Origin of the sequence: Agrobacterium albertimagni AOL15, from assembly GCF_000300855.1 — a bacterium.
Classification (GTDB): Bacteria; Pseudomonadota; Alphaproteobacteria; order Rhizobiales; family Rhizobiaceae; genus Allorhizobium; species Allorhizobium albertimagni.
In genome coordinates this window covers 313,725-332,863 of sequence record NZ_ALJF01000013.1, presented here as the reverse complement: position 1 = coordinate 332,863, position 19,139 = coordinate 313,725, and the positions used below count along the sequence as shown (strand labels likewise).

Genomic DNA, 19,139 nt, shown 5'->3' with positions numbered 1-19,139 from the left:
CTTCCTTGTTGAACCTTTGAATATACACTATCTTTAGAGCGTATATTCACGAGGTGAAGCCATGCCACTCTATGTGCGTGATGAAAGAGTGAACCAGCTCGCCGAACAGGCGCAGAAGATCCTGAAAGCCCCGACCAAGACGGATGCCATCCGCCAGGCGCTCGAGCGCGTGGTCGAAGCGGAAGAGCAGCGGCCGCCGCTCGCCGAGCGGCTGGAAAAAATCAAGCAGCGCTACCAGGGCATGGGAGAAGTCGATCCCAATTTTGACGAGAAGGCATTCCTGGACGAAATGTGGGACGATGACTGATGTTTCTCGATACATCGGCGATCATCGAGTATTTCATGGACGGGCCGGAATTCGACCGGGTCGCAATGGCCTTGGCCAACCCGCAAGCCCGTTACTTCGTATCACCGACGGTGGTTTTCGAGGCAACCACCGTTCTCGCCGGCAAGCGCCAGATCGCAGTCGATGATGCGGCCGCGCTCGTCCTCGATTTCCTCGCCGAGCTTGACGCCGAAATCCTTCCCGCTACGCGCGAGACAGCGCTTGCCGCCATCGGCGCCTTTTCGCGTTATGGCAAGGGGCGCCATCCGGCCCGCCTCAATTTCGGCGACTGCTTTTCCTATGCAGGCGCCAAGGCTTCCGGTGCACCCCTTCTCTATGTGGGCGATGACTTCCGTCGCACCGATCTCGCCTGATCACACCATTGCAAGACATGACACAGGAGCAGCGCCATGGATCTCTTTCTCGAAAAGGACGACGATCCGCAGACGCTGGCCTTCGTTTCTGCACGGAACGCGCGTTCCGACAAAGCACTGGCGACACCTGAAATGGAGGCCGACGCCGAGGCGCTGCGGTCCATGATGGAGCGCCAGGACAGGCTGATCGTGCCCACGCGGCGCGGCGACTGGCTGTTCGACTTCAATCGTTCCCGGGACAATCCGCTCGGCGTCCTGCGCAGACTGCCGGCGAAGGATGCGCCGCGGGCCGATGCAGCCTGGGATACGGTGTTCGATGTCGATGCTTTCTGTACCCGAGACGGGAAACGCTGGATCTTCGGCGGCTGTGTCACCTGCCCGTTCGAGCCGACGCGCGTTCTGCTGCGCCTGTCCGACGGCGGCTCCGACCTCACGCGTTTTCTCGAGTTCGATCTCGAAACCAAACGGCTGGTGGACGGCGGTTTCGACACGCCTGCGGTCCGGGCGCAGGCGTCCTGGCTCAGTGCTGATGAAATCGCTTATTTCGGTTCGATCGATGCCTTCTCCGCGACGCAATCCGGCTGGCCAAGGGTCGGACGGCGATTGCGTCGGGGCGAAGAGCCTGCAGAGGCGGAGATTCTGTTCGAAGCCGCACCGAGCGACGTCACCGGCTATGGCTTTATCATCGATCCCGAACTAGGCGGCCACACAGGGCCCGACACGCGACAGATCCGGGTGTTCATGGCGAACCACGAGATCGGCAAGCTCAGCCTCCATGTCGAGGACGCCGATGGCGTTGCGCGCCGGCTGCCGTTGCCACGGGAAATCGGCTTCGACATCAATCACAGCCACATCCTCTGGCTGGCGAAGAGCGACGAGCAGGTGGCGTCCGGCAGCCTCGTCCTGCAGGCGCTGACACCGTTCGATTCTGAACCTCTGGCGCCAAAGCGGCGCGTTCTGGTTGAGCCTTCACCGGGTCGCGCGGTGCATCACTTCACCCTGCTCCGCCACTGGGCGATCTACACCGTCGATGATCGCCTCTCGCCCGAACTCTATGCACTCGATCTGACGCAAGAAGACGCCGTGCCTCAGCGGATCGAGCTGCCAGCCGGCATCGAGGCGCTCTATTTCACGCCGCTCCATGCCGACCTGCATCTGGGAGACGATACGCTCCACGTGATCGGCTCCGGCTTCCTGGTGCCGCCGACCCGCTATGCGCTCGCCCTTTCCGATCAGGACCGCAACCCCGCCAAGGAACCGCTTGCCCTGGTGCCGCAGGAAACATCGCCCGCCTTTTTCGACGCTGAGGGCATGAGCAGCGAACTTCTGGAAGCCACGTCGAAGGATGGTACGAAGGTGCCCTATCATCTGGTGCTGCCGAAGGCGTGGACGAAGGGCCAGCTTCCGGTTCTGATCTACGGTTATGGCGGGTTTGCCGCGTCGCTTGCGCCGCATTATTCCGGGACCACAGGCCGGTTTCTGGAACAGGGTGGCGCCTATGTGCAGGCCTATATCCGCGGCGGCTCAGAACTGGGGCCGGAGTGGCACACACCCGTAAAGCGTCACGGCCGGCACAAGGCATATGAAGACTTTGTCGCGATCGCCCGTGATCTGGTGAAGCGCGGCTATACCAATCCGTCGCGGATCGCCTGCACAGGCGGCAGCAATGGCGGCCTGCTAACCGGGGTCATGCTGACGCGATATCCTGATGATTTCGGCGCCGTCTGGTGCCGGGTTCCGGTGCTCGACATGACCCGCTTCCATCTCTTCCCCGCCGGGCGGGCCTGGATGGACGAATACGGCAATCCGGACGACGAGGAAGACCGCGCCTATCTCCTCGGCTACTCACCCCTGCATCAGGTTAAGCCGGCATCGGACCAAGCCTATCCGCCAGTCTATATCGAAAGCTCCAGCAATGACGACCGGGTGCATCCGTCGCATGCGCGGCGCTTTGCGATGCGGCTGGAAGAGGCCGGACACCTGCCCCTCTTCCATGAATACGGTTCCGGCGGTCATGGCGGGGCCGGCAACTCGGCGGAAATGGCGCGACGGACCGCCATGGGCTACAGCTTCTTGCGCCAGACGATCATGAAAGCCTGATATCGAGAAAGGGCGCCGCTGAACCGGCGCCCCAATCAGGCCTTCTTCTCCCAGCGCCCCTCGGGGCTCTGTTGCCAGTAGGTCAGCGTGTGACCCTGGCTCTTCAGCCGTTTCCATTGCGAGCGGGCACCCTCGAGCTGTTCCGTGTCGTAACCGTCGAACACGAACACGACGCGATCGTAGGGCAGTTCATCCGGCGGCTCGGCGCCATCGACCAGGAAGCGCACGCTCGCCTGGTTGATGTTTTCGGTACCCGTCGTCAGCAGCACCGGCTGGCGATCCGGCGAGGCGCCGTCCTCCGTGCCATGTGGCAGAAAACTCTCGTCCCGATAGGTCCAGAGATGCGCATCGAGCGCATCCCGCCGTTCGGGGTCACGGGTCTGGACGGCCACGCGCCAGCCGCGCTCGACGCTCTTTTCGAGGAGCGGCGGGAGCGCGTCTTCCAGCTTCGATTCCGTCAGATGGTAGAAGAGAACATCGGCCACCGAGGCAGGCACCCCCATCAGGATTCGTAATGCGCGCGAACGAGTTCATCGAGCAGGCGTACGCCATAGCCCGAACCCCAGGACTGGTTGATCTCGTCATTGGGTGAACCCATCGCAGTGCTGGCAATGTCGAGATGGGCCCAGGGCGTGTCCTTGACGAAGCGCTTCAGGAACTGAGCCGCCGTGATCGAGCCTGCCTGACGGCCGCCGGTGTTCTTCATGTCAGCGAACTTGGAGTCGATCAGCTTGTCATACTCCTTGCCGAGCGGCATACGCCACAGGCGCTCGTTGGTCGTCAGGCCCGCAGCGAGAAGCTTCTCAGACAGTGCGTCGTCATTCGAGAAAAGTCCGGCATGCACACTGCCGAGGGCTACGCCGATGGCCCCGGTCAGCGTCGCCAGGTTGATCATGAAGGCTGGCTGGAAACGATCGTTGCAATACCAGAGGGCGTCGCAAAGCACGAGGCGGCCTTCCGCATCGGTGTTGATCACCTCGATCGTCTGACCCGACATCGATGTCACGATATCGCCCGGGCGCTGGGCATTGCCGTCGGGCATGTTTTCGACAAGGCCGAGGATGCCGATGGCATTGACCTTCGCCTTGCGGGCGGCAAGCACATGCATCAAGCCCGCGACGGCAGCAGCACCGCCCATATCACCCTTCATGTCCTCCATGCCGCCTGCCGGCTTGATCGAGATGCCGCCGGTGTCGAAAACCACGCCCTTACCGATGAAGGCGATGGGCTTGTCCTTCGACTTGGCGCCCTTCCACTGCATCACAACGAGGCGCGGCGGACGCACCGAGCCCTGGGCGACGCCGAGAAGTGCGCCCATGCCGAGCTTCTTCATCTCTTTTTCCGTCAGGATCTCGACCTCGACGCCGAGCTTTTCGAGCTCTTTCGCCTTGGCTGAGAATTCGAGCGGACCCAGCACATTGGCAGGCTCATTGACGAGGTTGCGGGCGAGGATCACGCCGTCGGCAATTGCTTCCGCTTCGGCAAAGGCCTTCTTGGCGGCCGAGGCCTCAGCGGTGACGATCGTCACCTTTACCGTCTTTTCGGCCTTGTCTTCCTCGTCTTCCGACTTCTTCTTGGTCTTGTAGGTGTCGAACTTGTAGGCCCGAAGCAGCATTCCCAGCGCGAAATCGGCGACGGCCTTCGGCGAGACCTGAAGTCCAGGGACATCGACGTATACGGTGACTGTCTCAGCCCCCTTCACCGCCGCCGTGGCAACGCCCCCTGCCTTCAACCAATCATGCTCGGACAGGCTGTCGCCCTTGCCGAGACCGAGAACGACCAGACGGTCGAGCGTCGAGCCGTGCGGGGCGACGATATCCAGGGTCGAGAGGGACTTGCCGGTGAACTTGCCGGACTTCGCCGCACGGGCATAGATGCCCGCCGGATCCGCTTCAGCAGCCCCAGCCGGCTTGTCGGCGCCTGATGTCGTCAACAGAATGGCAAGGCCTTCCGTTGCGGCTTGGGACTTGGCGAAAGAGACGGCGAGTTTCAGCGACATGAAGGGCATCCTGGATACGTGATGAGAAGACTTGTGAGGATCATGGTCTTTTCGCGAACGATGGCAAGAGTTTGACCGGGCATTCCTCATCCAATCCCCCGATTGCGGCCATGGGCGCGCCAGCGTGTCCGATTTATCGCGGTGAAAGAAAAAACAGGATCAGGAAGCCGGGGAAATTGCCATCCCTCGGTCGCCAAAATGCCGCAAGCATTGTAGAGAACGCCAATCCTCGGCGCGACGTCTGCGTGTCGCGCCTGCAAGGGAACCCTATGAAGATACTCGAACAATACATCCTGCGGCGGGTCGTCCTGATGTTCACGACAGCGCTTTTGCCGGTGCTGGCGATCATCTGGACGACGCAGGTATTGCGACGTATCAACCTCGTCACCGACAGTGGCCAGTCGGTCGGGTCCTTCATGCTGCTGGCGACGATGATCCTGCCGACCATCATCGCGACCGTCCTGCCCTTCGCGCTGGTCATCGGTATCACCCATACGCTGACCACGATGAACAACGATTCGGAGCTTGCGGTCATCGATGCCGCCGGAGCACCGAGACGAACGATCCAGCGTCCGCTCCTGATGCTGGCCGGCGGCCTCAGCATTTTCTCGCTGGTCATGCTCGGCTTCGTCGAGCCGGCGATGCGCGTCAATGTGCGGACCATGATCGCGACCGCCTATGCCGATCTTCTCTCTTCGGTCATCGAGGAAAAGACCTTCCGTCAGATCGAGCCCGGGCTTTACGTGCAGATTTCCGAGCGGCAGGCAGGCCGCAAGATGAAGGGACTGCTGGTTGCCGATTCCCGTGACCCGGCGTCCGAGCTCATCTATTATGCCCGCGAGGGTGCGGTCGAAGAGACCGGCAAGGCGCTGGTCATGCAGGATGGCGAAGTGCAGCGCAAAGCGCCAAACGGCGATGTGACCGTCATCCGCTTCGACCGCTATGCCTTCGATCTTTCGGATCTCTCGGAGGAACGCGGTCAGGCCCGCTTCGGCGCCAAGGATCGCGACCTGTCCTATCTGATGGATCCCGATCCGCTCGACGAGCGCTATGTCAGCAATCCCAACGACTTCACGGCCGAGCTTCACCGGCGCATCAGCGCGGCCTTCTTCCCGCTGGTCTTTGCTTTGATCAGTCTGATGATCTGCGGTGATGCGCGGTCCCACCGTGAGGCGCGATTGCATCCCATGGCCTCGGCGCTATTGATGTCGCTCACCATCTTCTGGGCGTCGAACTACGTCACCTCGTTGGTGGAAACATCCGCAGCCTTCGTGCCCCTGCAATATCTGGTACCGCTTGGCAGCGGCGCGGTCGCTGCCTTCATGCTTGCGACCAACCGCAGTCCGCGATTGCCGCGTGCTATATCCACGCTCGTGAGCAAGGCGATCACGCTGACGCAGAAGCGTCTGGGCGCAAGCACCGGGGGCGCGGCATGATCTGGACCCTCGGGCTTTATTTCTTCCGTCGCTACATGATGACGTCGCTTTGGTTCTTCCTCGGCGTCATCTCGATCACTTATCTCATCGACTTCACGGAAACCTCTGGGCGCTACGACAACCTGCCGGGCTATTCCGTGACCGGCGTGCTTTACCTCACGGCCTTGCGGCTGCCTCTGATCCTGCAGCAGACGGTGCCGTTCATCGGCCTCTTTGTCGGCATGGCAACCTTGATCAGCCTCAACCGCAAGTCGGAACTGGTCGTCGCGCGGGCGGCGGGCATTTCCGTCTGGCAGTTCATGGCGCCATTCCTGACCGGCGCCACCCTGATCGGCCTGACGACGACGCTGGTGATCAATCCCCTCGCCGCCTGGGGTGAACGTCAGGGCACCGAAATCGAGACGAAGTGGCGTGAAACGGCCGGCAGCGCGAAACCTGCACCGATTCCGTGGCTTCGCCAGTCGAGCGGCGGCAATGACGTGGCGCTCGGTGCGCGCGCCGTCCTTGAGGATGGCACGCTGCTCGTCGACGCCGTTCTGCTGCATTTCGACCAGGACGGACGCATCGTGCTGCGTCAGGATGCACGCACGGCTTCTTTGAAAGATGGTTACTGGATGCTTACCGACGTTCTCGAGACACGTCCGGGAGAAATCCAGACGCGACTCGCCGAGGCGCGGGTTGCGACCAACCTCAACGAGGAATTCGTTCAGCAGCGCCTTGCCCGACCGGAAAGCGTTGCTTTTTATGATCTTTTTCAGAAAATTGAAGTTGCCCGATCCTTCGGGATCGCACCTCATGCGCTGGAAACGCAGTTTCATTCGCTGCTTTCCCTGCCATTCCTGATGATTGCAATGACGCTGATTGCAGCAACCGTTTCGCTGAAATTCAGCCGTATCAACCAATCGAGAACGGTGATTCTCGGTGGAATATTGTCAGGCTTCGTGCTTTATGTTGTCTCTGTGCTCGTTAGAGCATTCGGAAGCAGCGGCGTCATGCCGCCATATGTTGCGGCCTGGGTCCCAGTTGTCGTAGCCATGGCACTGGGGGCAACGATTCTGCTTCACAAGGAGGATGGTTAGTGGCGGTAAAAGACCGCGGGAATATCAGGAGGCTCTCAGTAGCCCTGCTGACCAGTGTCGCTGTGTGCGCTATGGCGCCCACCGCGCCTCTCGTGCATGCGCAGAGCCTGTCCGACTCAGCGTCGATGGCAGGCAACGTCCCTGATGACGCGAAGCTGCTTCTGGCAGCCAATGAACTCGTTTATGACCGTGATGCCGAGCGCGTGGTCGCGAACGGTGCGGTGCAGATCAATTATGCCGGCTACCAGATGGTGGCCCGTCAGGTCGTATACGACCAGAAAACGGGCCGCGTCACAGCGGCGGGCAATATCGAGCTGGTCGAGCCGACCGGCAACCGCATCTATGCGGATTCGCTCGATGTCACCGACAATTTCTCCGACGGCTTCCTGCGTGCCTTGCGCGTCGAGAGCACCGATAACACCCGACTGGTTGCCGAAAGCGCTCAACGCGTCGGCGGCACGCAGATGATTCTGCACAAGGGCGTGTACACGGCATGTCTTCCCTGCGCGGAAAACCCCTCTCGTCCGCCGCTCTGGCAGGTGAAAGCGGAACGCGTGGTGCAGGACGGCACCAAAAAGACCGTCCGCCTCGAAAGGGCGCGTTTCGAACTGTTCGGCAAGTCGCTTGTGACGCTGCCTTTCATCGAGGTGCCTGATAATACCGTCAAGCGGAAGTCGGGCTTCCTGTTCCCGCAGTTCCGGTCGGGCGAAAACGTCGGCTTCGGCATTGCGGTCCCCTACTATATTGCCATCGCGCCGGATCGCGATGCAACGATTACGACGACAGGCTTCAGCTCGCAAGGCGTGCTGCTCGAAGCAGAGGTTCGCCAGCGCTTCGAGAAGGGGCAGGCCAACATCCGGATCGCCGGCATCAGCCAGATGAATACCGACGAATTCACCGCCGGTACGAGTGACGCCGAGCGTGACGCGCGCGGCCTCATCGCGTCCAAGGGCGAGTTCAAGATCAATCCGCGCTGGGCATTCGGCTGGGATGTCATGGTGCAGAGCGACAACAACTTCGCACGTACCTACGGCATCGAAGGCCTCAACGCCTCGACGAACACCAATGTCGTCTATCTGACCGGTGTCGGCGAACGCAATTTCTTCGACATGCGCGGCTATTACTTCGACGTTCAGGACGCCGACCTGAACAATACGGCTGAAAAGAAGCAGGCGACCGTCCTGCCGGTCATCGACTACAGCTACTACGCCCCCGAACTGGTCGCCGGCGGCCAGTTGTCGGGCACATTGAACTTCACCTCCCTGTCGCGCTTCTCGAGTGAGTTCGCCGACACCAACAGGGACGGCGCATTCGATGTTTATCGAGGACTCAAGGGCAATATGAACCGCCTGACGGGCGAGCTCGAATGGGAACGCACCTACGACGGTCCGGGCGGCTTGCAGATCACGCCTCTCCTGGCTGCGCGCGGCGATGTATATGGCCTCGCCATGGACGCGCCCGGCAACTACACCGGCGGCTACACCAGCAACGACGCGCCTGCCCGCTATTTGCTGACCGCCGGTATCGAAGCCCGCTACCCCTGGCTGATCACGACTGCGAACAGCTCGCATATCATCGAGCCGATCGCGCAGATCTATGCCCGCAACAACGAGGGCTATGCTGGCCAGTTGCCGAACGAAGACGCGCAGAGCCTAGTGTTCGATGCGAGCAACCTCTTCTCGCGCAACAAGTTTTCCGGTTTTGACCGTGTCGAGGGCGGCACGCGCGCCAATGTCGGCATGCGCTACACTGGCAGCTTCGACAACGGGATCGGTGTTCGTGCTGTCATCGGCCAGTCCTACCATCTGGCAGGCCTGAACTCCTATGCGACACAGGACCTGCTGGCCGTGGGCTCCGATTCCGGCCTTGAGACTGACGTCTCCGACTACGTCGCATCGGCTGGCTTCGAACTGCCGATTGGTCTGTCGCTGAGTGCCGGTGTTCGGCTCGACGAGGAAACGCTCGATATCCGCCGTACCGACGTTAACGCGACCTATGCTCAGGACCGGTTTGAAACCAGCCTGACATTTACCCAGGTTGACGCTCGCCCGGCCTACTCTTTCATCAACGACAACCAGACGGTCACCAGCTCCACGACCGTGAAGGTCACTGAGAATTGGTCGGTGTTTGGCTCGGTGAACTACGACATCGATGCCGACAAGTTCAACCGCCGCAGTGTTGGCATCTCCTATGCCGACGAATGCACGGTCTTCTCGATCGCCTATTCGGACAAGTACGACCCGAATGCCGAGACCGCGAACGACTGGACGATCGGTGGAAAGCTGGTGTTCCGCACCCTCGGAGAGATCAATCTCAGCGACACCTCCTTCCAGTGAGGCCAAACCGCTGCGATGCAGGTCATTGTTTCGCCGCATGGATTGTGCAATCCGTGCGGCGGTTCTAAAATCCGTTACATGATCTAAGTCCGGAGCAGACTTCTGCAGTTCGGAGAAAGGATGACAGATGGCTCATGCAAAAAAAGGCACCGGTCTGCTGCTCGCCGGCGTCATCGCGCTGTCCTTGAGCGTCAGCCCGACGCCAATCTTTGCGCCGGCTCAGGCAGCAACATCGGTGGCAGCCGTTGTCAACAAGACCGCGATCACCAGCGCTGACGTCGCGCGCCGCGTGGCCTTCCTAAGGCTGCAGCGTCGCAGCGGCAATCTCCAGCAGATCGCCCGCGAAGAGCTCGTGAACGAAACGCTGAAGCGCGAGGAAATCGCGCGCGTCGGCATGTCCGTCAGCACGGCGGATGTCGATGCCTCGTTCGAACGCTTTGCGTCATCGAACAAGATGTCCGTATCGCAGCTCAATTCCGTGCTCGATCAGGCGGGCGTGGGTGCTGCCCACTTCAAGTCCTTCATCGCCGTCTCCATGAGCTGGCCGCGCCTCGTGAACGCGCGTTACGGCGCAGGCGCACGTGGCCGTTTGTCGAACCAGGATCTCGTGACCCGTCTTCTGGAAAACAAAGAGAAGCCGGTGACGACGGAATACTTCCTGAAGCAGGTGATCTTCGTCGTGCCTGCCTCGAAGAAGGGCATTGTCGGCAAGCGCAAGGCGGAAGCCGAAAAGTCGCGCGCCTCCTTCCCGGGCTGCGATCAGGCGATGGAATTCGCCAAGAACTATCTCGATGTGTCGATCCGCAATCTCGGCCGCGTTCTCGAGCCCGAAATGCCGCCGGAATGGAAGCCGCTGGTCGAAAAGGCAAAGGGGGGCACGACGGCAACCCGCGTGACGGAGCGTGGCGTCGAGTATCTCGCCATCTGCAACCAACGTCAGGTTTCCGACGATGTTGCGGCAGAGGTCGTCTTCCGCGCCGAGGATCTCGGCAAGGAACAGCAGGGCGAGAACCCGAATTCCGACAAATACCTGGAAGAACTGCGCTCGAAGGCACAGATCGTAATGCAATAAGCCTCGAAAGGCCGATCCATGACCAATGGCGTCCTTCCGCTGGCGCTCAGCCAGGGCGATCCGGCCGGTATCGGGCCGGATATCGCTCTTCAGGCGTGGCTGAAACGGGATGAACTGGCACTCCCGCCGTTCCTCTATATCGGCGATCCCGAGGTCCTGAAGGTCCGGGCCCGCCAGCTGGAACTCGAAATTGCCGTCGAGGCGTCGGATGCGGCGCATGTAAGCGGCGTCTTCGCCCGGGCACTTCCGGTTCTCCCCATTCCCACCGGCGTCGACGTCTTGGCTGGCAAGCCGCATGTGGCGAATGCCCGCGGCACGATCGCAGCCATAGAGACAGCCGTTGCGCTTTGCCTCGCAGGTGATGTGCGTGCAGTCGTCACCAATCCGATCGCAAAATCCGTGCTTTACGAAGCCGGCTTCGGTTTTCCCGGACATACCGAGTTTCTCGCCGATCTCGCGGCGCGGGCAAAGGGTGGTTCCGTCATGCCGGTCATGATGCTTGCAGGCCCGAAGCTCAAGGCCGTCCCGGTGACCATCCATATTCCGCTGAAAGATGTACCGGGCGCGCTGACGGAAGACCTGATCGTTGACACCTGCCGGATCGTCGCGAAGGATCTCGCTGATCGGTTCGGGATCGCCTCCCCACGGCTAGCGATTGCCGGCCTCAATCCACATGCGGGCGAGAATGGCGCGATCGGCCATGAGGACGACGACATCATCCATCCGGCGATCCGCCGCCTGCGCGACGATGGCATCGATGGCTTCGGCCCCCTGCCCGCCGACACCATGTTCCACGACGATGCACGCAGCCGCTATGATGTGGCGATCTGCATGTATCACGACCAGGCACTGATTCCGGCCAAGGCACTCGGCTTCGACGACAGCGTCAACGTGACGCTCGGGCTTCCCTTGATCCGTACCTCACCCGATCACGGGACGGCCTTCGGCCTCGCGGGCAGCGGTTTTGCCAAGGAGACCAGCCTCGTCGCAGCCTTGCGGATGGCCGATCGCATGGCGCAGGACAAGGATACATCCCACTGATGGCCGCGCTCGACGGACTGCCACCGCTGCGCGACGTGATCGGGCGTCATGGCCTCGATGCCAAGAAGGCACTCGGACAGAACTTTATCCTCGACCTGAACCTGACCCAAAAGGTGGCCCGCAATGCCGGTTCGCTCGAAGGGGTGACGGTGATCGAGGTTGGGCCGGGTCCGGGCGGCCTGACCCGAGCGATCCTTGCGCTTGGCGCAAAGAAGGTCATTGCGATCGAGCGTGATCCGCGTTGCCTGCCGGCTCTCCAGGAGATTGCCGACCATTATCCCGGTCGCCTCGAGGTGATCGAAGGTGATGCGCTGAAGACCGATTTTGCGAGCGTCGCCCCGGGCGAGCCGGTCAAGATCATCGCGAACCTGCCTTACAATGTCGGCACGCAGTTGCTGGTGAACTGGCTGTTGCCCGGCCAATGGCCGCCCTTCTGGCAGTCCCTGACGCTGATGTTCCAGAAGGAAGTCGGGCAGCGGATCGTGGCGCGCGAGGACGACAACCACTATGGCAGGCTCGGCGTGCTCTGCGGCTGGCGAACGGAGGCGCACATGGCCTTCGACATCCCACCGCAAGCCTTCACGCCGCCACCCAAGGTGACCTCGACCGTGGTCCATCTGGTGCCGATCGAAAAGCCCCTGCCCTGTGATCCGGACAAGCTGGAGAAGGTAACCCAGGTTGCTTTCGGTCAGCGCCGCAAGATGCTGCGCCAGAGCCTCAAGCCGATCGGCGGCGAAGCCTTGCTCGCCCGTGCCGAGATCAATCCTCAACGCCGGGCGGAAACGCTCAGCGTCGAGGAGTTTTGTCGGATCGCCAATCTGCTCTGAGGACGCGGCTCTTTGTCAGGCGGCCTCGCGGCCGCGCTGACGGTTCTCGTTGCCGGGCAGTTTGAACATGGCGATCTGACCGTTGAGCCTGTCGGCCTCGGTTGCAACGCTCGACGTCGCTGCACTCGCTTCCTCGACCATCGCCGCATTCTGCTGGGTCACCTGATCCATCTGGCTGACGGCCTGGCTGATCTCGTTAAGGGCAGCCGACTGCTCCTTCGCGGCTGAAACGATGGCCGTGACGCGTTCATTGATCTTCATCACGTGATCTTCGATGCCCTTCAGCGTGTCGCCGGTTTCGTTGACCAGCCGGACCCCGGCCTCTACCTCCTGAGCGGAGCGATTGATCAGCGCCTTGATCTCGCGGGCGGCGTTGGCAGACCGCTGAGCAAGTTCGCGGACTTCCTGGGCGACGACGGCGAAGCCCTTGCCGGCCTCCCCTGCCCGGGCGGCCTCGACACCGGCATTCAGTGCCAGCAGGTTGGTCTGGAAGGCGATTTCATCGATGACCGAGATGATCTGGCTGATCTGCCCGGAGGACTGTTCGATATGCTGCATCGCCTTGACCGTATCCGATACGACGGCACCGGATTTCTGGGCGGTCACGCTTGCTTCGCGCACCAGGAGGCCCGCCTCTTCCGCACGCTGCGCCGAGCTCGTCATGGTCGTGGTGATCTGCGTGATAGAGGCTGCCGCCTCCTCCAGAGCCGCGGCCTGGCGTTCGGTACGGCGGGCAAGATCGTCGGCTGCCAGTTGCAGTTCCTGCGAGCCGCCATGCAACTGTCCGGTACTCTCTCGGATGGTCGACATCACGCCGCACAGCCGCTCCATTGAGCCGTTGAAGCTCACGCGCAGCGGATCGAGGGAGGGGGCAAAGGGTTTGGAGAGACGATAGCCGATTTCACCCGATGACAGCGCATCCAGGCCACTGGCGAGCTGTTCAACCGCATAAGCGATCTCCGCGGCACGCTCGGCCCGTTCGCGTTCGGCTTCAAGCTCGGCCGCGCGCTTGATCCGTTCGGCTGCCTCCTGCTCTTCGCGCTCCTTGACCATGCGGGCCTTGGCAAGCGCGATATACTCGGTGACGGCGCGCCCCATCTGGCCGATCTCGTCCTTGCTCTCGGAACGGATCAGGTCGACTTCGACATTGCCGGCCGCCAGATCATTCATCGTCTTCGTCAGGCGCCGCAGCGGGCGCACGACGGTTAGGGACAGTGAAACGGCGAAGAAGCAGGCAAAGGTGAGCACAGTGCTCGTGATACCGGCCACGCGCAGAAGGTGATGGTATTCTTCATCTGCCATCCCTTGTGCATCCACGACAATGGTCGCCAGCGTCTCGTTTTCGAGTTCCTTCAGGCGCTCGATGCGGCGCGCCGAGCGCTCCAGCCACTCGCCGCTGTCGATCGCAGAGAGGTCAGCGGACAGGCCGCCCACCATCATCTTCGAGCGGATATCTTCGACCGCGTCCGCATCCGGTGTGTGCAGCGATTCGCGATAGTGCTCCCGATCCTCGTCCGGCAGCAGTTCGAGATACTGATCGATCAGCGACTTCTGCGAGCCGAACATGCCGACGAAATCGAGATAATGCGCCTCGTCGAACTTGCCTTCCGAGATGAAGGCGTGACCCAGATTGCGCTCCTGGCCTGCGACTTCCTTGGCATTCATCAGAAGACTGTAGGCCATCATCTTGCCGACCACGCCCCTGGCGCCGACAGCGAGCGAGAACTCGCGCGAGACATTCATCAGCCGGTGGACGAGATCGGTGTAGTAGACGAAGACCTCCGTGGGCTCCAAGGCCAGATTGTCTGTCGAGGCCCGGATCTGTGGAAGCTTCGCCAGCACGGCCTCGAGCTCCTGTTCGTGGCGCATCAGCGTCGGATCGCCCTCGGCCTTCATGTCAGCGAGAACCTGATCCATCCTGTCGAGCGCGGGCGCACCGCCGGTTCGAGCTGCCTCGAGTTCAGCACTGTGCTCGCGTCCCTTGGAGGCGAGCAGGCCCACGGCTTCGGCGCGCTCCCCCTGGAGCGCATGCACGAGATCACCGATCACGCCGAGATCGGCGCTGACGATGTTCAGATGGCGAGCGTGCTGATAAGCAGTTAACGTCGTATTGATTTCGACATAGGCCAGACCGGCCAGAGCCACGAGCGGTATGGCAAGCGCCACCGCGAGGCGCCAAGTCACTGAAACATCTGTCAGTCGCATCTCGATCCCCAGCAATGCATGAGACTTTGCTAAGGTTCCGCAACCATAGCGTCAGGGCGATGATGCAATGCAATGGTTAAACATTAGTCATGGTTGAATTGGGAAATTGAGCGATGACGCGATTTCTTTGGTCTTTCAGTTCGGGATCCGCCCGGCAACTGTACCACCAGCCTCTTCGACCAACCATGCGGCGAGCAAAGTCACGGCCTCGCTGTCGCTGCCCGGTACGAGCCAGTAACCACGTCCCTCAACGGAGACCATGTCACCGGCCATGACCAGCAGGTTGGCGTCGAGCAGGTGATCCACGATGCCCAGCCAGCCGAGCGCAACACCCTGCCCGGCCATGGCAGCCTGAACCACGAGAGCATAGGTGTTGAAGCGGAGATCGCCCGGACTGTCCTGCAGGCTTTCGCCCAGTTGCAAGCGCGACAGGTAGGCAGGCCAGTCGAGCCAGGGAGAGACCTGCTCGGCTTCGAGGTGGATCAAAGGGCGTTGCCGGATCGGCAGGCCGGGCCCGTCAGCGAGGCTGCGTGCTTGGGTGGGCGTGCAGACGGGCACCACCCGTTCGGGCATCAGCAATCGGGCATCGGCACCAAACTCGCTGCCCGCCCCGAAGGCAACGGCGAGATCCGCATCCTCGCGCCAGTGGTGCCCGAGCCGCTGGGTCGCGACGATCTGCAAATCGATTTCCGGATGGCTTTGCCGAAAGGCATGCATGCGCGGAATGAGCCAAAGGCTGGAGAAGGCGTAATCCGTGGCGAGCCGCACCGTGGGTCTTCTGCGCGCAGCACGCACGCTGCGTTGCAGGGCATCGACCTCGGACACCGTGCGCTCCGCAATTGCCAGCAGCCGCCGCCCTTCATCGGTGAACCTGACGCCCCTGTGCAGACGATGCAGCACAGGCTGACCAAATCGCTGCTCCAGAAGCCGGATTTGATAACTCACGGCCGGCTGTGTCAGGCCGAGCGCTTCGGCTGCGGCCGACAGGGAGCCTTTCCGGTCGATCTCGACCAGCAGACGCATCCAGGCGAGATCGATCAGCGCTTCAGACATAAATTTTTTCTATGTGAAACATCAAAATTCTCCCGCTTCACAGGTGAATGGCGCACCTCTTGAATAAGGGTAACCAATATCACAACAAGAGGGAACCATCATGCGCAAGACACTCACGTCCGGCACCCGCCTTGGCGGGCTGGCCACTCTGGCAATGCTGCTCATCACCACCACGGCGGCCGCTGCGGATGCCGAAAGCTGCAAGGTCGTCCGGCTGTCCGATCCGGGCTGGACCGACATCACGGCGACCAATGGTGTCGCCGCAGTCGTTCTCGAGGCGCTCGGCTATGAGCCGGACGTGAAAACGCTTTCCGTGCCGATCGGCTATCAGTCGATGAAGAACGGCGAGATCGATGTGTTTCTCGGCAACTGGATGCCCGCTCAGCAGGCGTTCATCGACGACCTGAACTCTTCCCAGGCGATCGAGGTTCTGGCCAAGAACCTGGAAGGGGCAAAGTTCACCCTCGCGGTGCCGACCGCAGTGGCAGAGAAGGGCGTCAAGGATTTCGCCGATCTCGGTAAGAACCCCGACGAGTTCGAAAGCAAGATCTACGGCATCGAGCCTGGTGCACCGGCCAATGCAAACATCCAGAAGATGATCGATGCTGGCGAGTTCGGGCTGAAGGGCTGGGAACTGGTAGAATCCGGGGAACAGGCGATGCTGGCACAGGTCGAGCGAGCCACGAAGGAAGGCAAGGGCGTGGTCTTCCTCGCCTGGGCGCCGCATCCGATGAACGAACGCTTCGACCTCACCTATCTTTCGGGCGGCGACGCCTATTTTGGCGCCAATTACGGCGGTGCCGAAGTCTATACGCTGGCCCGCACCGGCTGGAGCGGCAACTGCCCGAATGCCGCGACCCTCTTCAAGCAGATGACCTTCGACGTTTCCATGGAAAACGTCTTGATGGGCGAGATCCTTGGCGGCAAGGATTCGAAGGAAGCCGCGACGGAATGGCTGAAGGCCAACCCTGCTGTCATGGATGCCTGGCTCAAGGGTGTAACGACCTTGGACGGCCAGCCGGGTGACGCTGCGGTCAAATCGGCTCTCGGTCTTTGAGGTCGCATCCCGTGACATCGCGCCCCAATATCCTGATCCTGATGGTGGATCAGTTCAACGGGACCTTCTTTCCTGACGGTCCCGCCGACTTCCTGCATGCCCCGCATCTCAAGTCTCTGGCGAAGCGTTCCGTGCGCTTCGCCAACACCTACACGGCAAGCCCGCTCTGCGCCCCGGCTCGGGCGTCCTTCATGTCCGGGCAATTGCCGAGCCGCACGCGCGTCTACGACAACGCCGCCGAATTCGCCTCCGACATTCCGACCTATGCGCATCACTTGAGGGCTGCTGGGTACCAAACGAGCCTTTCCGGCAAGATGCATTTCGTCGGTCCGGACCAGTTGCACGGTTTCGAGGAGCGGCTGACGACCGACATCTATCCCGCCGATTTCGGCTGGACCCCCGACTATCGTAAGCCGGGCGAGCGGATCGACTGGTGGTATCACAATCTGGGCTCCGTCACGGGTGCCGGGGTCGCCGAGATCACCAACCAGATGGAGTATGATGACGAGGTGGCCTACAACGCCACTCGGCGTCTCTACGACCTGTCGCGCGGCCATGACGAGCGGCCCTGGTGCCTCACCGTCAGCTTCACCCATCCGCACGACCCCTATGTGGCGCGGCGGAAATACTGGGATCTCTATGAAGGTTGCGAGGCGCTTCAGCCAAGCGTTCCGGCCATCCCCTACGAGGAGCAGGATCCGCATTCGCGCCGCCTCATGGATGCCTGCGATCACCTCGCCTTCGACATTACCGACGAGAACGTCGCGCGGGCCCGTCAGGGCTACTTCGCCAATATCTCCTATGTCGACGACAAGATCGGTGAGATCCTCGACGTACTCGAGCGCACCCGGATGGCCGAGAATACGATCATTCTCTTCGTCTCCGACCATGGCGACATGCTTGGCGAGCGAGGCCTCTGGTTCAAGATGAACTTCTTCGAGGGCTCGGCCCGGGTGCCGATGATGATAGCGGCCCCGGGGATCGAGGGACGGTTGGTGACGACGCCGGTCTCGACGCTCGATGTGACGCCAACGCTTGCCGGTCTCGCCGGCATCGACATTTCGACGATTTCCGACTGGACCGATGGCGAGGACCTGATGCCGCTTGCGACCGGGACTGGTGGCCGTGGCATCGTGCCTATGGAATATGCCGCCGAAGGCACGGTGAGCCCCATGGTCGGGCTTCGCAACGAACGTTACAAGCTGACGCTCTGCGCGGCGGATCCACCGATCCTGACCGATCTCGAAGCCGACCCCTACGAGATGACCAACCTCGTGGACGATCCGACGGCGGCTGACGTGTTCAACGCGTTGTGCGAGGAAGCAGCAAAGCGTTGGGACTTGTCACGCTTCGATGCCGCCGTGCGGGAAAGCCAGGCGCGGCGCCACATCGTCTATACGGCACTGCGCAACGGCGCCTATTTCCCCTGGGACTACCAACCGCTGCAGAAGGCCTCTGAGCGCTACATGCGCAACCATATGGACCTCAACATCCTCGAGGAAAGTCAGCGCTTCCCACGAGGCGAATGAAAACTGAAAAGGGCGGCCGAGATATCAGGCCGCCCTTTTTTAATGATGAGAGACAATCTCAGGCGATCAGGCCTTCAACGAAGTCGAAGAGGCCGTGACGGCGGTCGCGGCGAAGGCGCTCGGCCTTGACGATCGACTGCACGGCATCGAAGGCCGAATTCAGGTCGTCGTTGACGATGACATAGTCATATTCGCGCCAGTGCTTGATCTCGGCGCGGGAATTGTTGAGGCGGGTCTGGATGACCTCTTCGGTATCTTCAGCGCGACGATGCAGGCGCGACTGCAGTTCGGCCATGGTCGGCGGCAGGATGAAGATCGAGACGACATCGGCCGACATCTTTTCCTGCAGCTGCTGGGCGCCTTGCCAATCGATGTCGAACAGCATGTCGCGACCCTCGCCCATGGCCGTCTCCACGGCTTCGCGCGGCGTGCCGTAGTAATTGCCATGAACCTGGGCCCACTCAAGCAGACTGTCGCTGTCGCGCAGGCGCTCGAATTCGCGCTGCGAGACGAAGTGGTAATGCACGCCCTCGATCTCGCTCTGGCGACGCTGGCGGGTGGTGACGCTGACCGAGAGGCTGATCTGCTGGTCGCGATCCATCAGGGTGCGCGCGATCGTCGACTTGCCGGCGCCCGAGGGCGAGGAGATGACGAGCATCAGGCCGCGCCTTGCGATCTTGACGGAAGTGGGGGCGGCAGCGGCCAT

Annotated in this window: 16 protein-coding genes; 11 read left to right on the top strand and 5 right to left on the bottom strand. The window is 61.6% G+C overall.

What is annotated here, in order from left to right; genetic code table 11:
- Nucleotides 1–61 precede the first annotated feature (61 nt).
- From QWE_RS17280 to QWE_RS17270, 3 genes are read left to right on the top strand one after another with little or no spacing between them, the layout of a single operon-like run.
- Nucleotides 62–307, top strand: a complete 246-nt coding sequence (locus tag QWE_RS17280) for a type II toxin-antitoxin system VapB family antitoxin (protein ID WP_006727457.1) — start codon at nt 62–64, stop codon at nt 305–307.
- Nucleotides 307–699 carry a type II toxin-antitoxin system VapC family toxin gene (locus QWE_RS17275; RefSeq protein WP_006727456.1) on the top strand — a complete coding sequence of 131 codons (393 nt, stop codon included), beginning with the start codon at nt 307–309 and terminating at the stop codon, nt 697–699. Before QWE_RS17280 ends, QWE_RS17275 begins: the two co-directional genes overlap by 1 nt.
- 36 nt (nt 700–735) lie before the next feature.
- Nucleotides 736–2,799, top strand: coding sequence for a prolyl oligopeptidase family serine peptidase (locus tag QWE_RS17270; protein WP_006727455.1), 2,064 nt, complete (start codon nt 736–738; stop codon nt 2,797–2,799).
- Nucleotides 2,800–2,834: 35 nt separating this feature from the next.
- On the opposite strand, the gene QWE_RS17265 is transcribed toward QWE_RS17270, so the two are convergent.
- Together QWE_RS17265 and QWE_RS17260 are read right to left on the bottom strand one after the other, a co-directional pair.
- Complete coding sequence (locus QWE_RS17265; protein ID WP_006727454.1) at nt 2,835–3,284, bottom strand: DNA polymerase III subunit chi; 450 nt, start codon at nt 3,282–3,284, stop codon at nt 2,835–2,837.
- Nucleotides 3,285–3,301: 17 nt separating this feature from the next.
- On the bottom strand, nt 3,302–4,798 hold the full coding sequence (locus QWE_RS17260; protein ID WP_006727453.1) for a leucyl aminopeptidase: 1,497 nt from the start codon (nt 4,796–4,798) through the stop codon (nt 3,302–3,304).
- A gap of 269 nt (nt 4,799–5,067) precedes the next feature.
- Between QWE_RS17260 and lptF the strand changes: the two genes are divergently transcribed.
- The 6 genes from lptF (at nt 5,068) to rsmA (ending at nt 12,589) form a co-directional block, all read left to right on the top strand.
- The gene (gene lptF, locus QWE_RS17255; RefSeq protein ID WP_006727452.1) at nt 5,068–6,234 is read left to right on the top strand and encodes an LPS export ABC transporter permease LptF; all 1,167 of its coding nucleotides are present in this window, start codon (nt 5,068–5,070) and stop codon (nt 6,232–6,234) included.
- Nucleotides 6,231–7,313 carry an LPS export ABC transporter permease LptG gene (lptG, locus tag QWE_RS17250; RefSeq protein ID WP_006727451.1) on the top strand — a complete coding sequence of 361 codons (1,083 nt, stop codon included), beginning with the start codon at nt 6,231–6,233 and terminating at the stop codon, nt 7,311–7,313. Before lptF ends, lptG begins: the two co-directional genes overlap by 4 nt.
- Nucleotides 7,313–9,649: an LPS-assembly protein LptD gene (locus QWE_RS17245; protein ID WP_040300460.1), complete on the top strand. Its 2,337-nt coding sequence runs from the start codon at nt 7,313–7,315 to the stop codon at nt 9,647–9,649. Before lptG ends, QWE_RS17245 begins: the two co-directional genes overlap by 1 nt.
- A gap of 127 nt (nt 9,650–9,776) precedes the next feature.
- Entirely contained in the window at nt 9,777–10,721 is a 945-nt protein-coding gene (locus QWE_RS17240; RefSeq protein WP_006727449.1) for a SurA N-terminal domain-containing protein, read from the top strand.
- Between the two features lie 18 nt (nt 10,722–10,739).
- Nucleotides 10,740–11,762, top strand: a complete 1,023-nt coding sequence (gene pdxA, locus QWE_RS17235; protein WP_006727448.1) for a 4-hydroxythreonine-4-phosphate dehydrogenase PdxA — start codon at nt 10,740–10,742, stop codon at nt 11,760–11,762.
- The gene (gene rsmA, locus QWE_RS17230) at nt 11,762–12,589 is read left to right on the top strand and encodes a 16S rRNA (adenine(1518)-N(6)/adenine(1519)-N(6))-dimethyltransferase RsmA (RefSeq protein ID WP_006727447.1); all 828 of its coding nucleotides are present in this window, start codon (nt 11,762–11,764) and stop codon (nt 12,587–12,589) included. Before pdxA ends, rsmA begins: the two co-directional genes overlap by 1 nt.
- Before the next feature lie 15 nt (nt 12,590–12,604).
- On the opposite strand, the gene QWE_RS24485 is transcribed toward rsmA, so the two are convergent.
- Nucleotides 12,605–14,794, bottom strand: a complete 2,190-nt coding sequence (locus QWE_RS24485) for a methyl-accepting chemotaxis protein (protein WP_006727446.1) — start codon at nt 14,792–14,794, stop codon at nt 12,605–12,607.
- Between the two features lie 135 nt (nt 14,795–14,929).
- Nucleotides 14,930–15,847 carry a LysR family transcriptional regulator gene (locus tag QWE_RS17220; RefSeq protein WP_006727445.1) on the bottom strand — a complete coding sequence of 306 codons (918 nt, stop codon included), beginning with the start codon at nt 15,845–15,847 and terminating at the stop codon, nt 14,930–14,932.
- Nucleotides 15,848–16,001: 154 nt separating this feature from the next.
- Here QWE_RS17220 and choX point away from each other — a divergent pair, with 154 nt between their 5' ends.
- Together choX and betC are read left to right on the top strand one after the other, a co-directional pair.
- Complete coding sequence (choX, locus tag QWE_RS17215) at nt 16,002–16,904, top strand: choline ABC transporter substrate-binding protein (protein ID WP_100220944.1); 903 nt, start codon at nt 16,002–16,004, stop codon at nt 16,902–16,904.
- Nucleotides 16,905–16,915: 11 nt separating this feature from the next.
- Nucleotides 16,916–18,433: a choline-sulfatase gene (gene betC, locus QWE_RS17210; RefSeq protein WP_006727443.1), complete on the top strand. Its 1,518-nt coding sequence runs from the start codon at nt 16,916–16,918 to the stop codon at nt 18,431–18,433.
- A 58-nt stretch (nt 18,434–18,491) separates the two neighbouring features.
- On the opposite strand, the gene gmk is transcribed toward betC, so the two are convergent.
- Nucleotides 18,492–19,139, bottom strand: a complete 648-nt coding sequence (gmk, locus tag QWE_RS17205; protein WP_006727442.1) for a guanylate kinase — start codon at nt 19,137–19,139, stop codon at nt 18,492–18,494.